The 14,077-nt window shown below is 59.2% G+C and carries 14 protein-coding genes; 9 read left to right on the top strand and 5 right to left on the bottom strand.

Annotated elements, in window-relative coordinates; translation table 11 throughout:
* Both HGP12_RS08035 and HGP12_RS08030 read right to left on the bottom strand, forming a co-directional pair.
* Positions 1–1,275 (bottom strand): polysaccharide biosynthesis/export family protein, encoded by a 1,275-nt coding sequence (locus HGP12_RS08035; RefSeq protein WP_168839434.1) that lies wholly within the window; start codon positions 1,273–1,275, stop codon positions 1–3.
* Positions 1,276–1,360: 85 nt separating this feature from the next.
* The gene (locus tag HGP12_RS08030; protein WP_168839435.1) at positions 1,361–2,041 is read right to left on the bottom strand and encodes a sugar transferase; all 681 of its coding nucleotides are present in this window, start codon (positions 2,039–2,041) and stop codon (positions 1,361–1,363) included.
* Positions 2,042–2,782: 741 nt separating this feature from the next.
* Here HGP12_RS08030 and HGP12_RS08025 point away from each other — a divergent pair.
* Both HGP12_RS08025 and HGP12_RS08020 read left to right on the top strand, forming a co-directional pair.
* Positions 2,783–3,073 carry an exopolysaccharide production repressor protein gene (locus tag HGP12_RS08025; RefSeq protein ID WP_168839436.1) on the top strand — a complete coding sequence of 97 codons (291 nt, stop codon included), beginning with the start codon at positions 2,783–2,785 and terminating at the stop codon, positions 3,071–3,073.
* A gap of 101 nt (positions 3,074–3,174) precedes the next feature.
* Entirely contained in the window at positions 3,175–4,185 is a 1,011-nt protein-coding gene (locus HGP12_RS08020) for a glycosyltransferase family 2 protein (RefSeq protein WP_168839437.1), read from the top strand.
* 113 nt (positions 4,186–4,298) lie between these two features.
* Here the strand turns inward: HGP12_RS08020 and HGP12_RS08015 are convergent, their stop codons facing one another.
* From HGP12_RS08015 to HGP12_RS08005, 3 genes are all read right to left on the bottom strand, one after another.
* Entirely contained in the window at positions 4,299–5,243 is a 945-nt protein-coding gene (locus HGP12_RS08015) for a polysaccharide pyruvyl transferase family protein (protein WP_168839438.1), read from the bottom strand.
* 87 nt (positions 5,244–5,330) lie between these two features.
* Positions 5,331–6,290, bottom strand: coding sequence for a glycosyltransferase family 2 protein (locus tag HGP12_RS08010; RefSeq protein ID WP_168839439.1), 960 nt, complete (start codon positions 6,288–6,290; stop codon positions 5,331–5,333).
* 391 nt (positions 6,291–6,681) lie between these two features.
* Positions 6,682–6,864: a hypothetical protein gene (locus HGP12_RS08005; RefSeq protein WP_168839440.1), complete on the bottom strand. Its 183-nt coding sequence runs from the start codon at positions 6,862–6,864 to the stop codon at positions 6,682–6,684.
* A gap of 145 nt (positions 6,865–7,009) precedes the next feature.
* Here HGP12_RS08005 and HGP12_RS08000 point away from each other — a divergent pair, with 145 nt between their 5' ends.
* The 7 genes from HGP12_RS08000 to galU all read left to right on the top strand — a co-directional run bounded on the left by HGP12_RS08000 (position 7,010) and on the right by galU (position 14,077).
* Positions 7,010–8,095 carry an acyltransferase gene (locus tag HGP12_RS08000; RefSeq protein WP_205926374.1) on the top strand — a complete coding sequence of 362 codons (1,086 nt, stop codon included), beginning with the start codon at positions 7,010–7,012 and terminating at the stop codon, positions 8,093–8,095.
* A 4-nt stretch (positions 8,096–8,099) separates the two neighbouring features.
* Complete coding sequence (locus tag HGP12_RS07995) at positions 8,100–8,903, top strand: family 16 glycosylhydrolase (protein WP_168839441.1); 804 nt, start codon at positions 8,100–8,102, stop codon at positions 8,901–8,903.
* 106 nt (positions 8,904–9,009) lie between these two features.
* Positions 9,010–10,215 carry a glycosyltransferase family 4 protein gene (locus HGP12_RS07990; RefSeq protein WP_168839442.1) on the top strand — a complete coding sequence of 402 codons (1,206 nt, stop codon included), beginning with the start codon at positions 9,010–9,012 and terminating at the stop codon, positions 10,213–10,215.
* Complete coding sequence (locus tag HGP12_RS07985; RefSeq protein ID WP_168839443.1) at positions 10,212–11,210, top strand: glycosyltransferase family 2 protein; 999 nt, start codon at positions 10,212–10,214, stop codon at positions 11,208–11,210. Before HGP12_RS07990 ends, HGP12_RS07985 begins: the two co-directional genes overlap by 4 nt.
* Positions 11,207–12,145: a glycosyltransferase family 2 protein gene (locus HGP12_RS07980; protein WP_168839444.1), complete on the top strand. Its 939-nt coding sequence runs from the start codon at positions 11,207–11,209 to the stop codon at positions 12,143–12,145. The genes HGP12_RS07985 and HGP12_RS07980 overlap by 4 nt, the downstream gene beginning before the upstream one ends.
* The gene (locus HGP12_RS07975) at positions 12,142–13,167 is read left to right on the top strand and encodes a glycosyltransferase family 2 protein (protein ID WP_168839445.1); all 1,026 of its coding nucleotides are present in this window, start codon (positions 12,142–12,144) and stop codon (positions 13,165–13,167) included. The genes HGP12_RS07980 and HGP12_RS07975 overlap by 4 nt, the downstream gene beginning before the upstream one ends.
* Before the next feature lie 4 nt (positions 13,168–13,171).
* Positions 13,172–14,077 carry a UTP--glucose-1-phosphate uridylyltransferase GalU gene (galU, locus tag HGP12_RS07970; RefSeq protein ID WP_168839446.1) on the top strand — a complete coding sequence of 302 codons (906 nt, stop codon included), beginning with the start codon at positions 13,172–13,174 and terminating at the stop codon, positions 14,075–14,077.

The following is a 14,077-nucleotide window of genomic DNA, read 5'->3' as shown; positions in this document are numbered from 1 at the left end:
TTATCGCATGGCAAGACCGGTGCTGACCTTGATGAGGTCACCGGGCAATACCTGCGTATTTTCCTGGGCCTGGATTTCCTTCGACTGCCCGTTCTCGTCGCGAATGATCGTGTAGGTGATGCTCACACTCTGGCCGCTGGGATCGAGGTTGCTTGCATCCGAGGATTGGGCAAGCGCTTCCTGCATCAGCGACTGGCTGGTCGAGAGCTTCAGCTGCAGGGTTTCCAGCTGTGTATCGGTATCCTGCATATCTTTCGCCAGCGAGCTCTGCCAGTCGTTATGCACCGTATTCTCGTCCTGGGTGGCCTTGTTGATGTCCTGCTTGGCTTTCAGCGACGCCGTTTCCGTATCGAGAAGGGTGGCCTCCAGATCGGATGCGCGCTGTTCCGCGGAGATCCGGCGGGAGGCAAGTTCAAGCCCCCGTTCGGCCAGGCTTTCGACCTTGTCGCGGTCGGCCTTTGCCAATTCCAGCTGACGGCTCTGCGTATCGTTCTTTTTCGAAAGCGCTTCGACCTCGTTCTGCAGAAGGGTTTTCAGATCTTCCAGGGTCTGCAGCTGGTTCCTCATGCGCTCGCTGCGGGTCTGCATCAGCGCCCGCTCGCTTGCAAGCACACTTTCCGCTTGCGGCGTTTGCTTGAGTTCCGGAGGAACCTCGATTTCGTCCTTGCCAGCCAATTCGGCCAGCAGGCGCGCCTTGCGCATCAGAAGGCGGCCGCGCTCGGCCATGTAGACGACGGCGTCGCCCTTTGCATTGATGAAATCCCGTGCGAAACGCTGCCCGGCATCGGCGCGACGCATGCCGCCGCCAAGGCTGACGGCCTTGAGTACGGTGAGATTGGGCGCAAAGGGATATTCGCCAGGATTCTGCACCTCGCCTGAAAGATAGATCGGGCGGAACTGGGAGAGTTCGACGGAGGCCGAGGGGCGATCACGCAGGCCGAACTGCTTCTGCAATCCGAGGCCGATGGCTTCGGCGATCTGATCCGTGGTCTTGCCCATCGCAGGCATGTCGCCGATGAAAGGAACGGAGATCGAACCCGAGGGGCCAACTGTGTAGTCGCCTGAAATCGAGGACCAGTCGCGAACGGCGCCTTCTGCGGTCTGCCATTCGGCAACGCGCACATGCAGCTTGTCCATGACGCCCAGATGATATCCGGGGAGATTGTCGGCTGAAGCCGAAACTGACGCTGCGCAAAGGCTGAGCGCGACGAAAGCTGCGCATCGAAGAGATGTATTCACGCGAACAAGCCTCTTGAAAGGCCGAAATTCAATCATGCAGGATCTTCCCTGTTAGTGGTTGGCAGCCCGCCGAGCGCGGGAAAAACCGCAGGAAACGCCCCGCGGTATCTGCCGGTCATCATCAATAGCTGCCGCGCGAGAGGCAGACCGCAGGAATGGTTTTGGCGATGATCATCATGTCGCTGCTGAGCGACCAGTTCTTCACATAATGCGTGTCGAAGGCGACACGGCTGGCATAGGAGACGTCGTTGCGGCCGCTGACCTGCCATAGACCGGTCAGGCCGGGGCGGGACTGCAGATAATAGATCGCGGCGGTCTCATAGAGCTCGAGCTCGTCCTCCACGACCGGCCGCGGGCCGACGATGCTCATTTCGCCGCGGATGATGTTGATCAACTGCGGCAGTTCGTCGAGGCTGAGCTTGCGCAGCACTGCGCCGACGACGGTGACGCGCGGGTCGTCCTGCAGCTTGCGCGTTGCACGCCACTCTTCCATCGCCTTCGGATTGGCTTGCAGATGGGCCTGCAGAACCTTGTCGCCGTTGACGACCATGGTGCGGAACTTCAGGCAGCGGAAGCTCTTGCCATTATGGCCGATGCGGCGATGGCCGTAGAAGGCAGGCCCCTGATCTGTAAGTTTCACCAGCAGCATCAGCATCAGGAAGAGCGGGCTGATGAGAACTAGAGCGGTCATTGCGGCGGAGACGTCGAAAATGCGTTTCAGTACTCCACCAGTTGGCGGAAAGACGTCGCTTCCCGCGGCGCTGAAAAAAGCCGATGTGGCCGATCTCGTCGCAGACTTCATAGAGAAAACTCCATTCATGTTGACGATTGGTCGGAAATTCTCGGACGCGTAATTAGTGCCGGGACGAACGGAGTGTAGGTTGGGAATTGGACTTTTTAAGCCAAATTTTTGTAGCGATATGGCATAGCGGTATATATTTACCGCATTGATGGTGACTTGGTATAAATCAGTGATCGGGAATGGATGGGTTGTACTGTATCAAACCTCGTATAATGGCAGGGTTGATAGCTCTGCCCCCTCTTAGTCGACAGTTTCTAAGGATATTATAGGCGGTGTACAGTAAGTTGTTCATTATCATTGGTTTCAAAAGCTTCTGATCGCTCTTCCTTCAGCTACATGCTATCTTGGTGCCATCCTGACTTCTTCACAGGATATATTGCAGTGCAGCAATATTTTGCGGTGCACATACTGATGGCGGCTTTTCCAGGACTTTGTAATAAAAGTTGATTGAATTGATGAGGAAGCCAGAGGTCCGTCGCTGGCCGAACATGTAGCGATAGTTGTATGTTGTCATCATGTATCCGTATAATTGCAAAGAGAAAGATGAACAAATTCAATTGTAATTATAATCGAGGCGTAGTTTTAACGGGCGCGGCATTAGGATCGTCTCAAATCGCAACGGATTACTGTGACTTGGTTGAATCTCAATGAATCATAAAATATATTTGACTTTCAGGTCTGATAAGGGAGGAAAGACCTTGATCGCTTTTTACATGACAGCTCAGCGGGCGAGGTAAGATTATGTACGCGCCGCGCGTTTTTATCAGTATGTTGGGCACGCTGATCGTATTTGCTGTCGCAACATACTTTTTGACCGATTCTCTTTGGACCACATTCATCGAGACGATCATCTGTGCCGTCCTCCTGCAGACCGGTTATTTTCTGGGCGTGCTCTATCTCGTCTGGAAGGAGCGCAAGTCGCGCCATGCACTCCTGAGCGAAGACAGCGTGCTGACGTCGGGCCAGGAGGATACGAAGATCGGCGGTCTCTCAACATCCAATTTCAAGCGCTCCGAGCCCTTCAACCCTTAAGCCGGCCTCAAGTCGGATTGTCAGGCAGATCTTTTGCCGGTCGGGCGGTTGCCGGATCGGAGCCATGTCCTAAGTCTCCGGCAGAACCATTGGAGACTAACGTGACCGACAGTGCAGAAAAAGGCGTCTGCGTCATCATCGCGGCAAAAAATGCCAGTGACACCATCGGGCTGGCTGTTGCCTCGGCTCTTCGGGAGCCGGAAGTGGCGGAAGTCGTCGTCATAGACGATGGTTCGAGGGATGGAACCGCCGCAGCCGCCGCCAGCGCCGACGATGGCAGCGGCAGGCTAACGATCCGGGAGTTCGAGAAGAACCGCGGTCCCGCCGCAGCGCGCAATCACGCGATCGAGATATCCAAGGCCCCGTTGATCGGCATCCTCGATGCCGATGATTTCTTCTTCCCGGGTCGTTTCGCCGCGTTGCTTGCCGCCGACGATTGGGATTTCGTCGCCGATAATATCGCTTTTGTCAGCGCCGATACGGTTCCGGATGCCCATGCACGGCTCGATCACTTCGATGCGAGGCCGCGCTTTCTCGATCTCGTTGCCTTCGTCGAGGGCAATATTTCCAAGCGGGGCGTGCGCCGTGGCGAGATCGGTTTTCTCAAGCCTTTGATGCGGCGGTCTTTTCTGGATGCCCATGGCCTGCGCTATAACGAAACGTTGCGCCTCGGCGAGGACTACGATCTCTATGTGCGTGCGCTGGCCAAAGCCGCGCGCTACAAGATTATCCATAGCTGCGGTTATGGCGCGGTCGTGCGCAGCGATTCCCTGAGCGGCCGGCACAGGACCGAGGATCTACGGCGGCTCTATGAGGCCGACCGGGCCATCCTTGCAAAGGGCGGACTTTCTTCGGCGGACGCAGCCGTGATCCGCCGCCACGAGCAGCATATTCGCGACCGCTACGAGCTGCGGCATTTTCTCGATATCAAGTCGCAGTCCGGCCTGCTCTCGGCTGCGGCCTATGCGCTGTCGCATCCCTTCGCCGCTCCGGCGATCGCCGGCGGCGTCCTGGCGGACAAGACGGAGCGCTTCCGCAAGCGCGGCGGTGCGCCCATCGCCCATTCCGGCGCGAACGGCCTGCGCTATCTTCTGCAGGCCGCTCCAAAATAGGGATCTCTCGGAAACTTAGGTTCCGCGTTACACGGAATCGCCAAACCGCTCTAATTCTTGGTCGTCTCGCAATTCCGGACGGAAAACCGCTCAGTACTTTTCCTGGAATTGCTTCAGAGATAATCGCGCCGCACGCCTTCGATTACGCCCAGAAGGCGTTCCTTGCAGGCCGCGAGCGTGCTGTCTTTGCTCAGCTGCGGCTTTGCCTTGCTGGCCTGCCACAGAGCCAGAGCCGAAGGCACGGCAAGCGCCTGCTTTGCCATGACCCGGAACGTGGTCTGCTCGGGATCGGCAAGCATGACATTTTCCCCGTAGCGCTGCTTTTCGAGTTCGGCGGCAGCTTCCTTGCTGCGTTCGAAGCCAACGCCCCAGAACTTGGCACCCTTGGCGATCGCTTCGGCGCGGGTGGAAACCGGGATGTGTTTCGGCGCGTAAGTCACGCCGAGTGAACGCGCCCAGTCGTTCCATTTGAAGCTGTTGATGGAACGCGAGGAGCTGACCGCGATCCACGGAACGCGGAAGGCATCGGCAAGGATCGCGCCATGCATCGATTCCGCCACGATCAGTTCGGAGGCTGCGATTTCTCGGATTACGGCCTTCGCCTCGCCACGGGGATCGAGATAGGAAAGGCCGACGGTCTTGCAGATCTCGGGCCAGAGGCCGGCGGCAGCCGATTCCCAATGCGGTATGAAGGTGCGCCTGCCATTCTTGGAAATGTTCTGGAATTCCGGCATTTCCGTCACCAGCACGGCAGGATCGACGATACCCATTTCGACCGGTAAGCCGACCTTCTCAGCCGTCAGGGGGCCGCGAACGCTTCGGACATCCCATTGCGACCTGTCGCGCATGTCGGGAAGGGAACCGTAGCCGAAGCCGCTGCCGATGACGAGCTTGTGTCCCTCGGCTGGCAGGATTTCCGTGTTGAGGACCGTTCCGACGCCGACCAGCATCGTTTCGTCATGAACGTTGCGAAGGCCGGGAAGCAGGAAGTCCCAGAGCCAGAGATTGAGATCATCACCGAAATTGCCATGGGTGGATTCCCAGTGGAACGGCTTCATGCAGGACTCCTTGCTGATCCAAATGATAACGGGGCACGCCGGTGGCTCTTGGATGCGGCATGCACAGCTTATGCTGCGGTGCAAAATCTAGGGCGCAAGCTTGCCGACGGCAAGCTGCATCGCACTTTGCAAAATCGCGGGATCGCGCAAGGCCCATTTTGCCAGCAATCCGAATTGCGGCAGGCGCCGTTGCTTTAGCTGCCGCGCCTGGCTCCAAAGTGCCTGGCGACGGGCGCGGTTTTTATAGAGGCGGATGGCGGCGACATCCTGAGGCCGGCGCGAGAATCTCTGTTCCAGCGTGTCGAGCGCCGTCCAGGTGTTGAACTGCTGACGCAGGAATTGCGGAGAATCGTTGTCGATACTGTGAAAGATGTTCACGCCCTCGCCACGCAGCGCGCCGGCGTTTTCGCATAACAGCACACGCTTGGCCGCCAGGATGCAGTCGCAGAAATAGAGGACATCCTCCGCGGCCAGCCGTAATGTCGGTTCAAAGCGCACCTTTTCGAAGAGAGATCTGCCGATCACCATGCAGGACATGTGCAGGAAGCTCCAGTCCTGCAGCATGACGCTGGCGACATTGGGGATCTCGACGACGGCCGGGTTGTCCGACAGCCGTACGATGTCGGCTGATTTCGCGAGTTCCGCGATGCTGAAGTGATAGTAGAACTCCTCACCTCCCTCGATGGAGTCCCAAAAGCAATCGGCGTCGTAACGTGTCAGCGTCTCGAATGCATTGCTCAGATGCTCGGGCGCCCATTCGTCGTCGGAATCGAGAAATGCGACAAAGCGGCTGGCGGCCGGCACATTGTCGAGACCGGTGTTGCGCGCCCCACCCGGTCCGGCATTGGTCTGGCGAATGACGCGGATGCGCGCGCGCTCATCGGCGCTCAGCGATTGCAGCTCTTTTTCCGCCGGAAGCGGCGATGCGTCATCGATGATGAGAATATCGAAATCCTGAAACGTCTGCCGGGATATCGATCTCAAGGCGCGCTGCAGAACGCCCGGTTGCTTCTGGTAGAACGGAATCACAATCGTGAGAGACGCCATTTTCCCGCCTTTACGGTTTCAATCCAAGAATTTGCGGCCTCATCCCCGGGGACGTAACCATCGGCTTCGCGGTCGCATCCATCGCCAATCTTCGGCTGTTTGCCCTATGTTGGATGCTGCCGCGACGCCAACAGGTAGCGTCCATTCGGTAGGGAGCAATGTCAAAGGCGGAGATTTCTCAAACTTTATCCCTGCCAGATGCGCGATGCGAACTGCCTCTCCGGTGATCTATTGTGACACATCGGTTCTCACGATTGGGCGGCATTGCACCCATGGGAGGAGCGGTGCGGATCGATATTCCCATATCGATTGCAATAGTGTCGTATTTTGGTCATGCTTCGCACCCTGAAGTCTGCTGCGCTGCAAAAAATCTTCACCCTCCGGTAAAAATCTAGCCACGCTGAAAACCTTTCGTGAAGTCGGCATGAAAAAATGGCCTGTTTCCCTTAAGCTCTTTTCCCCGCACGATTTTTCTCCCGCACAAAGCAATTGTTTCAGCTTTCGAGCGGTACGGAAGGACTGCTCGGACGCGGTGTGAAATAGCAATTTTCGGCCATTTTTGCTGCGCCGCCATATTCCCTTTCCTAAGATTGCCCTAGGTTACGTTTGCGAGCTCTGCTCTGCTCTGAACGCAATAGCTGCACGGGGGGATGCGGCACGAAGAAAGGGTGACAGACATCGTGAATGTGACTGCCAACGTGTCTTCGCGGATAAACCTCATGCGTATCGTCCTCATCTCGGGCATCATCTTTGTCCATATACCGTTCGATACGCGTACCAGCCCGTTCAACGGCGCATATGGACTTTTCGACTGGCTTCGGGTGTTCCTTCGTGACAGCCTGTTTCGCGTCGGCGTACCCTGCCTGAGCGCGATTTCCGGTTACCTGTTGTTTCGTCAGGGGACGACATCGCTGAACTATGGAAAGATTATTCGTCGAAAGACAAAGACAGTTATTCTGCCGTTCATCCTGTGGAACAGTGCGTTCTTTGCCTCCGTCCTGGTCCTCCAGTATTACGGAGTTAGCGATGGATATCTGCCTGATCTCTCGGAATCTACTCCGCATACGCTATCGACTCTTCTGTTCGCGATCGACGGAGCGCCGATCAATCTGCCGCTTTACTTCCTGCGCGATCTTTTCGTCTGCATCCTGCTGTCGCCAATTCTTGCGCTTCTCATCAGCCGTGCGCCATTGCTGACACTGGTTTTCCTGCTTCTACTCGCGGCCTGGCCGGTATCGATCGGCATCGTGCTGCGGAACTCGATCCTCTTCAGCTTCAGCTTCGGGATTTATCTCAGCCTCTACCGCGTCGACGTGACGGTCATGGATCGCTATGTCGCGCTGATCGGCCCTGGCTTTATTGCGCTTGCAGCGCTTTTGGCAACCGCCGCCTTTATGGTAGGACCCGGCTTGCCCTTGTGGCTCGAGGTTTGCCGCAATCTGATGGTGATCGTCGGCATTCCAGGGTTCTGGGCGCTATCGTCGATCTTCATCCGCAGCCGCATCGGGCAGAGACTGGCGGAAACTGGCAGCCTCAGCTTCTGGATCTTCTGTGCCCATTATCCGCTGCTTTTCTGTCTCTGGGTTCTTTGGAAGCGTGGCGGCAGCGAACTCTATCCGATTTTCTATCTTGTGGCGGCGGCGCTTGCCTTGCTGCTGCTGCCCCTGACGAACGGCGTGGCGCGTTCCGCCCTGCCAAGTCTCTACAACCTGCTGACCGGCAGCCGGACGCGCCCGCTGGCCGAAGCCCGTGCCGGCCAGATCCGCGCCGCCGAAGATCGGCGTGCGCGTTCCGAGCAAAGGTGATGCCATGACGACATCGAAGAGCTACATGCAAAGACTTGGTCTTGTCTCAATCGCCCTTATGGAGGCCTGCTTCCTGCCCCAGGCTGCGTCCGCGCAGGATGATCAGCCAACGGCGGGATCCTTCGTCGACAATTTCGAGCGGCTGGACACCAGTCGCTGGTACATCTCGGACGGCTGGAACAATGGGCCGTTTCAGAATTGCACCTGGTCGCGCAAGCAGGTGACTATCACGGACGGAATGCTGCAACTGCAGTTCATCCAGTCCAAGACCGGTCAGCGAAACTACGCCTGCGGTGAGATTCAGACCACCAAGCGCTATGGATACGGCACCTACGAGGCGCGTTATCGTACCGCCACTGGGTCTGGCCTCAACTCCGCCTTCTTCACCTATATCGGCCCGACCGACAAAAAGCCGCATGACGAGATCGATTTCGAAGTGCTCGGCAAGAATCCCGGTCAAGTCCAGGTCAACCAATATATCTCGGCCAAGGGCGGCAACGAGAAACTGGTACCGGTTGCCGGCGGTGCCGATCAGGGTTTCAACGATTATGCCTTCGTCTGGGAAAAGGATCGCCTGCGTTACTATGTGAACGGCAAGCTGGTTCAGGAGGTCACCGATCCTTCGAAGATCCCGACCAATGCCCAGAAGATTTTCTTCAGCCTGTGGGGCACGGATACGCTGGGCGCCTGGATGGGCAAGTTTGCCTATGCCGGCCAGCCGGCAGCCATGCAGATCAAGCGCGTTGCCTTTACCGCAGCGGGCGAGAAGTGCCTCTTCCCGGAATCGATCACTTGCAAGATCGACTGAACCTGACCGGTCGCGCAGTGCCTTGCGCGGTCGGTTGCGATGCCAGGATGCAACACCAACCACACCAGGCGCCCGGTCTCGGCCGGGCGCAAAAGCGGAAACTTTGATGCTGCATATTCTTTATTTCGTTCACGATCTTGCCGATCCGGCTGTGCGCAGGCGGGTGCTGATGCTGCAGGCCGGCGGGGCACTCGTGACGCTGGCGGGCTTCCGGCGCGACGACAACGCGCTTGCCGCCATCCACGGCGTCGAACCGATCGAGCTTGGCAAGACGCAGGACGCCCAGTTTGCGCAACGTGTCGCCGCGGTAGCCAGATCGGCGGCGAAACTGCGCAGCGCATTGCGCTTCGTTGCGAGGCCGGATGTCATCATCGGCCGCAATCTCGAGATGCTGACGCTGGCCAATCGCGCCAAATCCGTGTTCGGCGGCGATATGCCGATCGTCTATGAATGCCTCGATATTCATCGGTTGCTGCTGCGCAATGATGTGGTGGGCGGCGCGCTTCGCAGTGCCGAGCGCCACTTCGGTTCGCAGGCGGCATTGCTCATCACCAGTTCCCCCGCCTTCGTCGAGCGCTACTTCCGGCCGCGCTCCGGCCTGCATCTGCCGGTCATGCTGCTTGAAAACAAGGTGCTCACACTTGAACCCGTGGCAAGCGCCGTCGTGCCGATTGTCCGTCCGCCGGCTGCGGGCAAGCCGTGGAAGATCGGTTGGTTCGGCGCGCTTCGCTGCCGGAAGTCGCTGACCTTGCTCGATGAATTTTCCCGCCGGATGGAGGGGCGTTTCGAGGTCGTGCTGCGCGGCCGGCCCGCTTACTCGGAATTCGACGATTTCGATGGCTTCGTGCGCAAGGCGCCATTCATGCACTTTGCCGGCGCCTACAAGAACCCCGAGGACCTCCAGGCGATCTACAACGATGTCCAGTTTTCCTGGGCGATCGACTTCTTCGAAGAAGGTCTGAATTCGAGCTGGCTGCTGCCGAACCGGCTTTACGAAGGCGGCCTGTACGGTGCCGTGCCCATCGCCATGGAGGGCACCGAGACGGCACGGTTTCTGGCAAGCCGAAAGATCGGGCTCACGCTCGATGCGGCCGACGCTACGCGGCTGACGGCGCTCTTGGGCGAGATGGACGAGCAGCGCTACGTTGCCGCCTTCGATGCCGTGGCGTCGCAGGATCGCACGCAATGGATGATCGATCGCGCCGACTGTCATGGTCTGGTGCAGCGGCTGGCGTCGCTGACGCGTGCCAACGAGATCGCCGAATTGAAGGCCCTCCCACAACTGCATCGCAATAGAGGTGGATTGCAATGACGAACGGAAGTTCAGCGGACATGCGTTGCATAATCGTTATTCCCTGCCTCAACGAGGAAAAACACATCGAGCCGCTGATCGGCAAGCTCGGGCAGGCTCTGGACGAACTCGATGCCAGGATCGTGGTGGCCGATGGCGGCAGCACCGATCGCACGCGCGAAATCGTCAGGGAGATTGCCGCGAGGGATCCGCGCATCCTGCTGCTTGACAATCCCAAGCGGCTGCAGAGCGCTGCCATCAATCTCGCCATGGAAACCTTCGGCGAGGACTATGATTATTTCATCCGTATCGACGCTCATGGCGACTATCCGGACGATTACTGCCAGACGCTGGTTCAGGAAGCCGGCGCCACGGGCGCGGATTCCGTCGTCGTCGCGATGCGCACGATGGGCTTCAGTGCCTTCCAGAAGGCGACGGCCGTGGCGCAGAATTCCAAGCTCGGCAATGGCGGCTCGAAGCATCGCGAAGGCGCCAAGGGCCATTGGGCCGAGCATGGGCACCACGCGTTGATGCGTGTTGCGGCCTTTCGCGCCGTCGGCGGCTACGACGAGACCTTCAGCCACAACGAGGATGCCGAACTGGACTACCGGCTGCACAAGGCAGGGTTCCGGATCTGGCTCACGGACAAGACGGCCATGACCTATTATCCGCGCGCCAGCGTGCCGACGCTCTTCAAGCAATATCTCGGCTACGGCCGCGGCCGCGCGCGCAACATCCTCAAGCATCGCAGCATGCCGAGCCCGCGCCAGATGCTGCCGCTGGCGGTCGTGCCGATCTTCATCGGCGCCTTCCTGGCCGTGCTCAACTGGATTGCCGTTATTCCCGTCGGCCTATGGGCCGTGGCCTGCATCGCTTACGGCTTCTGGATCGCTCTCGGTCAGAAGAATCCTTATGGCCCGCTTGCCGCCATATCCGCCATGGTCATGCATTTCGCCTGGTCGATGGGGTTCTGGATGGAAGTCCTCAGCTTCCGCAATCGCAGGGTAGCGTCATGACACAAGTCCATCGGCGCCCGATAAAGATCGATATCGCGGTCTGCACCTACCGCCGGGCAGAGCTTGACCAGACGTTGCTGTCGCTCGCCGTGCTTGCCATTCCTGCCGGCGCGATTGTCCGCATCATCGTCGCCGACAATGATGTTACGCCGAGCGCGCGCGGTCGTGTCGATGCCATGCGTTCAGCCGTGCCCTTCGAGATCGTCTATGTCCATTGCCCGGCGTCCAACATCTCGATCGCACGCAATGCCTGCCTGGATCATGCGAGCGGCGATTTCCTCGCTTTCATCGATGACGACGAGACGGCATCGGAAGATTGGCTGGCGGAACTGCTCATCATGGCCGACACGACCGGCGCCGATGCCGTTCTCGGTCCCGTCCAGGCGGTCTATGCGAATGCCGCGCCCGCCTGGATGCAGCGCGGCGATTTCCATTCGACCTTGCCTGTCTGGGTCGCGGGAGAGATCCTCACCGGTTACACCTGCAATGTGTTGCTGCGCCGCGGCGCGCCTTCGCTTGCCGGCCGGCGTTTCAATATCGCGCTCGGCCGCAGCGGCGGTGAGGACACTGAATTTTTCATCCATATGCACAAGGCGGGCGGCAGGATCGCCTATGCCGAGGACGCGCTGATCTACGAACCCGTTCCCGACAAGCGCGCCACCGTTTCCTGGCTGTCGAAGCGCCGGTATCGCATGGGCCAGACACACGGACGCATGTTGCTGGAGGCTGCGAGCGGCTTCGGACGCTGGCGCGCGATTGCGCTCGCCGGCTCGAAATCCGCCTATTGCTTTGCCGCCGCCGCCCTGCTCGCCGCCTCTCCTGTCAAGCGGCATCGCTACGGCCTGCGCGGCATCATGCATGCCGGTGTCGTCAGCGGCCTCTTCGGGGTCCGCGAAATCGAGCAATATGGAAATCTGGAGAAGGCACCGCAATGACGGATTTCATCCCCGATGTCAGTTTCGTCATCGCTGCCTACAATGCCGCGGAAACCCTTGAGCGCGCCATCGACAGCGCGCTGGCGCAAGGTGCCGTCAGCATGGAAGTCATCGTCGTCGACGATTGCTCGACGGATGGAACGCGCGAAATCGCCGGCAACCATCCCGATCCGCGCGTTCGTCTCGTTGCCATGGCACGCAACGGCGGGCCGGGCGCTGCCCGCAACGCCGGCCTGGATGCAGCTCGCGGCCGCTGGGTGGCCGTGCTCGATTCCGATGACGCCCTGCGGCCGGATCGCATGGCACGCCTGATCGCTCGGGCGGAAAAAGCAGAGGCGCAGATCGCGGTCGACAATCTCGACGTCATTCGCGAGGACGCCGGAACGACCCTTCCCATGTTTCCGGAGGCGATGCTGGCGCGCATTCCGGTGCTGCCGCTGGCGACGTTCATCGCTTCGAACATGCTTTTCCGTTCGGAGCACAATTTCGGCTATATGAAGCCGGTCTTCGAGCGTGCCTTCATCGAGAAGCATCGCCTGCGCTTCGATGAAACCCTGCGGATCGGCGAGGACTATATTTTCCTTGCTTCCGCCCTTGCCCGGGGCGGGATCTGTGTCGTCGAGCCGATGATCGGCTACCTCTACTACATTCGCGACGGTTCGATCTCGCGTGTTCTTAAAAAGGAACATGTAGAGGCCATGCTTGCCGCCGATACAAGGTTCTTCGCCGAACATCCCTTCGGTGCGGCCGCCCTTGCCGCGCAGCGGCGGCGCACGCGCAATCTGAAGGATGTCATCGCATTCCTGAAACTGGTCGACAGCATCAAGGAGCGCGAACTGCAAACCATGCTGAAGATCGCCTGCCTCAATCCGCGCGCCGTGCGTCATCTCAGCATGCCGATTGCCGCCCGTTTTCGTCGGCTGGCTGCCTCTCTGCGGAGCGGCGGCCAGGCGGCGCCTACCTCCCAACTTACCTCGCCCCTGCCCAGTATGGGCACAGGCCCTCACTCTAACAAAGGATAGAGCCATGGACCCCAAGCATCGTGTGAGAAAAGCAGTCATTCCGGTTGCCGGCAACGGAACACGTTTCCTGCCCGCCACCAAGGCAATGCCGAAGGAAATGCTGACGATCGTCGATCGTCCGGTCGTGCAATATGCCGTCGATGAAGCCATCGAAGCCGGCATCGAGCACATCGTCTTCGTCACCAGCCGCAACAAGTCGGCGATCGAAGATCATTTCGACGACACGCCGGAGCTGATTTCCTCGCTGCAGCGTGCTGGCAAGAGCCATCAGGTTACCGAACTTGAACGCCTCCTGCCGCGTCCGGGTGCCGTCAGCTTCACCCGCCAGCAGGCTCCGCTCGGCCTCGGACACGCCGTCTGGTGCGCCCGCGACCTGATCGGCAACGAGCCCTTCGCGCTGCTTTTGCCCGACATGCTGTGCTACGGCATGCGCGGCTGCATGGCCGGCCTGATGGAACTCTATAACGAGGTTGGCGGCAACATCGTCGCCGTCGAGGAATGCGCTCCGGAAGAGACGTCGAAATACGGCATCATCGGCAAGGGCACGGCGGTGCGGCATGGCTTTGCCGTGACCAAAATGGTCGAGAAGCCGCATCCGTCCGAGGCGCCTTCAAACTTTTACCTCAATGGCCGTTATATTCTCCAGCCTGAGATTTTCGACATCCTGGCCCGTCAGGAGCGCGGCGCCGGCAATGAGATCCAGCTGACCGACGGCATGCTGCGCCTCTCCGAGACGCAGTCCTTCCATGCCCAAGTCTATAACGGACGCACATTCGACTGCGGGTCCAAGCACGGCTTCATCGAAGCGAACGTCGCCTTTGCGCTCGCTCGCGCCGATATCGGCGGCTTGGTCTATGACTCGATCCGCAACCTGGTCATCTCGCACGAAGCGCAGATGACCGCCGCTTAA

It is taken from the genome of Rhizobium sp. P28RR-XV (assembly GCF_012641385.1).
GTDB lineage: Bacteria > Pseudomonadota > Alphaproteobacteria > Rhizobiales > Rhizobiaceae > Rhizobium.
The sequence above is the reverse complement of the archived record's forward strand: the minus strand, read 5'-3'. Positions and strand labels throughout refer to the sequence as shown.

Excerpts from the sequence above, each read along its gene's own strand:
- HGP12_RS08035 (WP_168839434.1), bottom strand. The coding sequence starts at position 1,275 with ATGATTGAATTTCGGCCTTTCAAGAGGCTTGTTCGCGTGAATACATCT.
- HGP12_RS08030 (WP_168839435.1), bottom strand. The coding sequence starts at position 2,041 with ATGAAGTCTGCGACGAGATCGGCCACATCGGCTTTTTTCAGCGCCGCG.
- HGP12_RS08025 (WP_168839436.1), top strand. The coding sequence starts at position 2,783 with ATGTACGCGCCGCGCGTTTTTATCAGTATGTTGGGCACGCTGATCGTA.
- HGP12_RS08015 (WP_168839438.1), bottom strand. The coding sequence starts at position 5,243 with ATGAAGCCGTTCCACTGGGAATCCACCCATGGCAATTTCGGTGATGAT.
- HGP12_RS08010 (WP_168839439.1), bottom strand. The coding sequence starts at position 6,290 with ATGGCGTCTCTCACGATTGTGATTCCGTTCTACCAGAAGCAACCGGGC.
- HGP12_RS08005 (WP_168839440.1), bottom strand. The coding sequence starts at position 6,864 with ATGGCGGCGCAGCAAAAATGGCCGAAAATTGCTATTTCACACCGCGTC.
- HGP12_RS08000 (WP_205926374.1), top strand. The coding sequence starts at position 7,010 with ATGCGTATCGTCCTCATCTCGGGCATCATCTTTGTCCATATACCGTTC.
- HGP12_RS07995 (WP_168839441.1), top strand. The coding sequence starts at position 8,100 with ATGACGACATCGAAGAGCTACATGCAAAGACTTGGTCTTGTCTCAATC.
- HGP12_RS07990 (WP_168839442.1), top strand. The coding sequence starts at position 9,010 with ATGCTGCATATTCTTTATTTCGTTCACGATCTTGCCGATCCGGCTGTG.
- HGP12_RS07985 (WP_168839443.1), top strand. The coding sequence starts at position 10,212 with ATGACGAACGGAAGTTCAGCGGACATGCGTTGCATAATCGTTATTCCC.
- HGP12_RS07980 (WP_168839444.1), top strand. The coding sequence starts at position 11,207 with ATGACACAAGTCCATCGGCGCCCGATAAAGATCGATATCGCGGTCTGC.
- HGP12_RS07975 (WP_168839445.1), top strand. The coding sequence starts at position 12,142 with ATGACGGATTTCATCCCCGATGTCAGTTTCGTCATCGCTGCCTACAAT.
- galU (WP_168839446.1), top strand. The coding sequence starts at position 13,172 with ATGGACCCCAAGCATCGTGTGAGAAAAGCAGTCATTCCGGTTGCCGGC.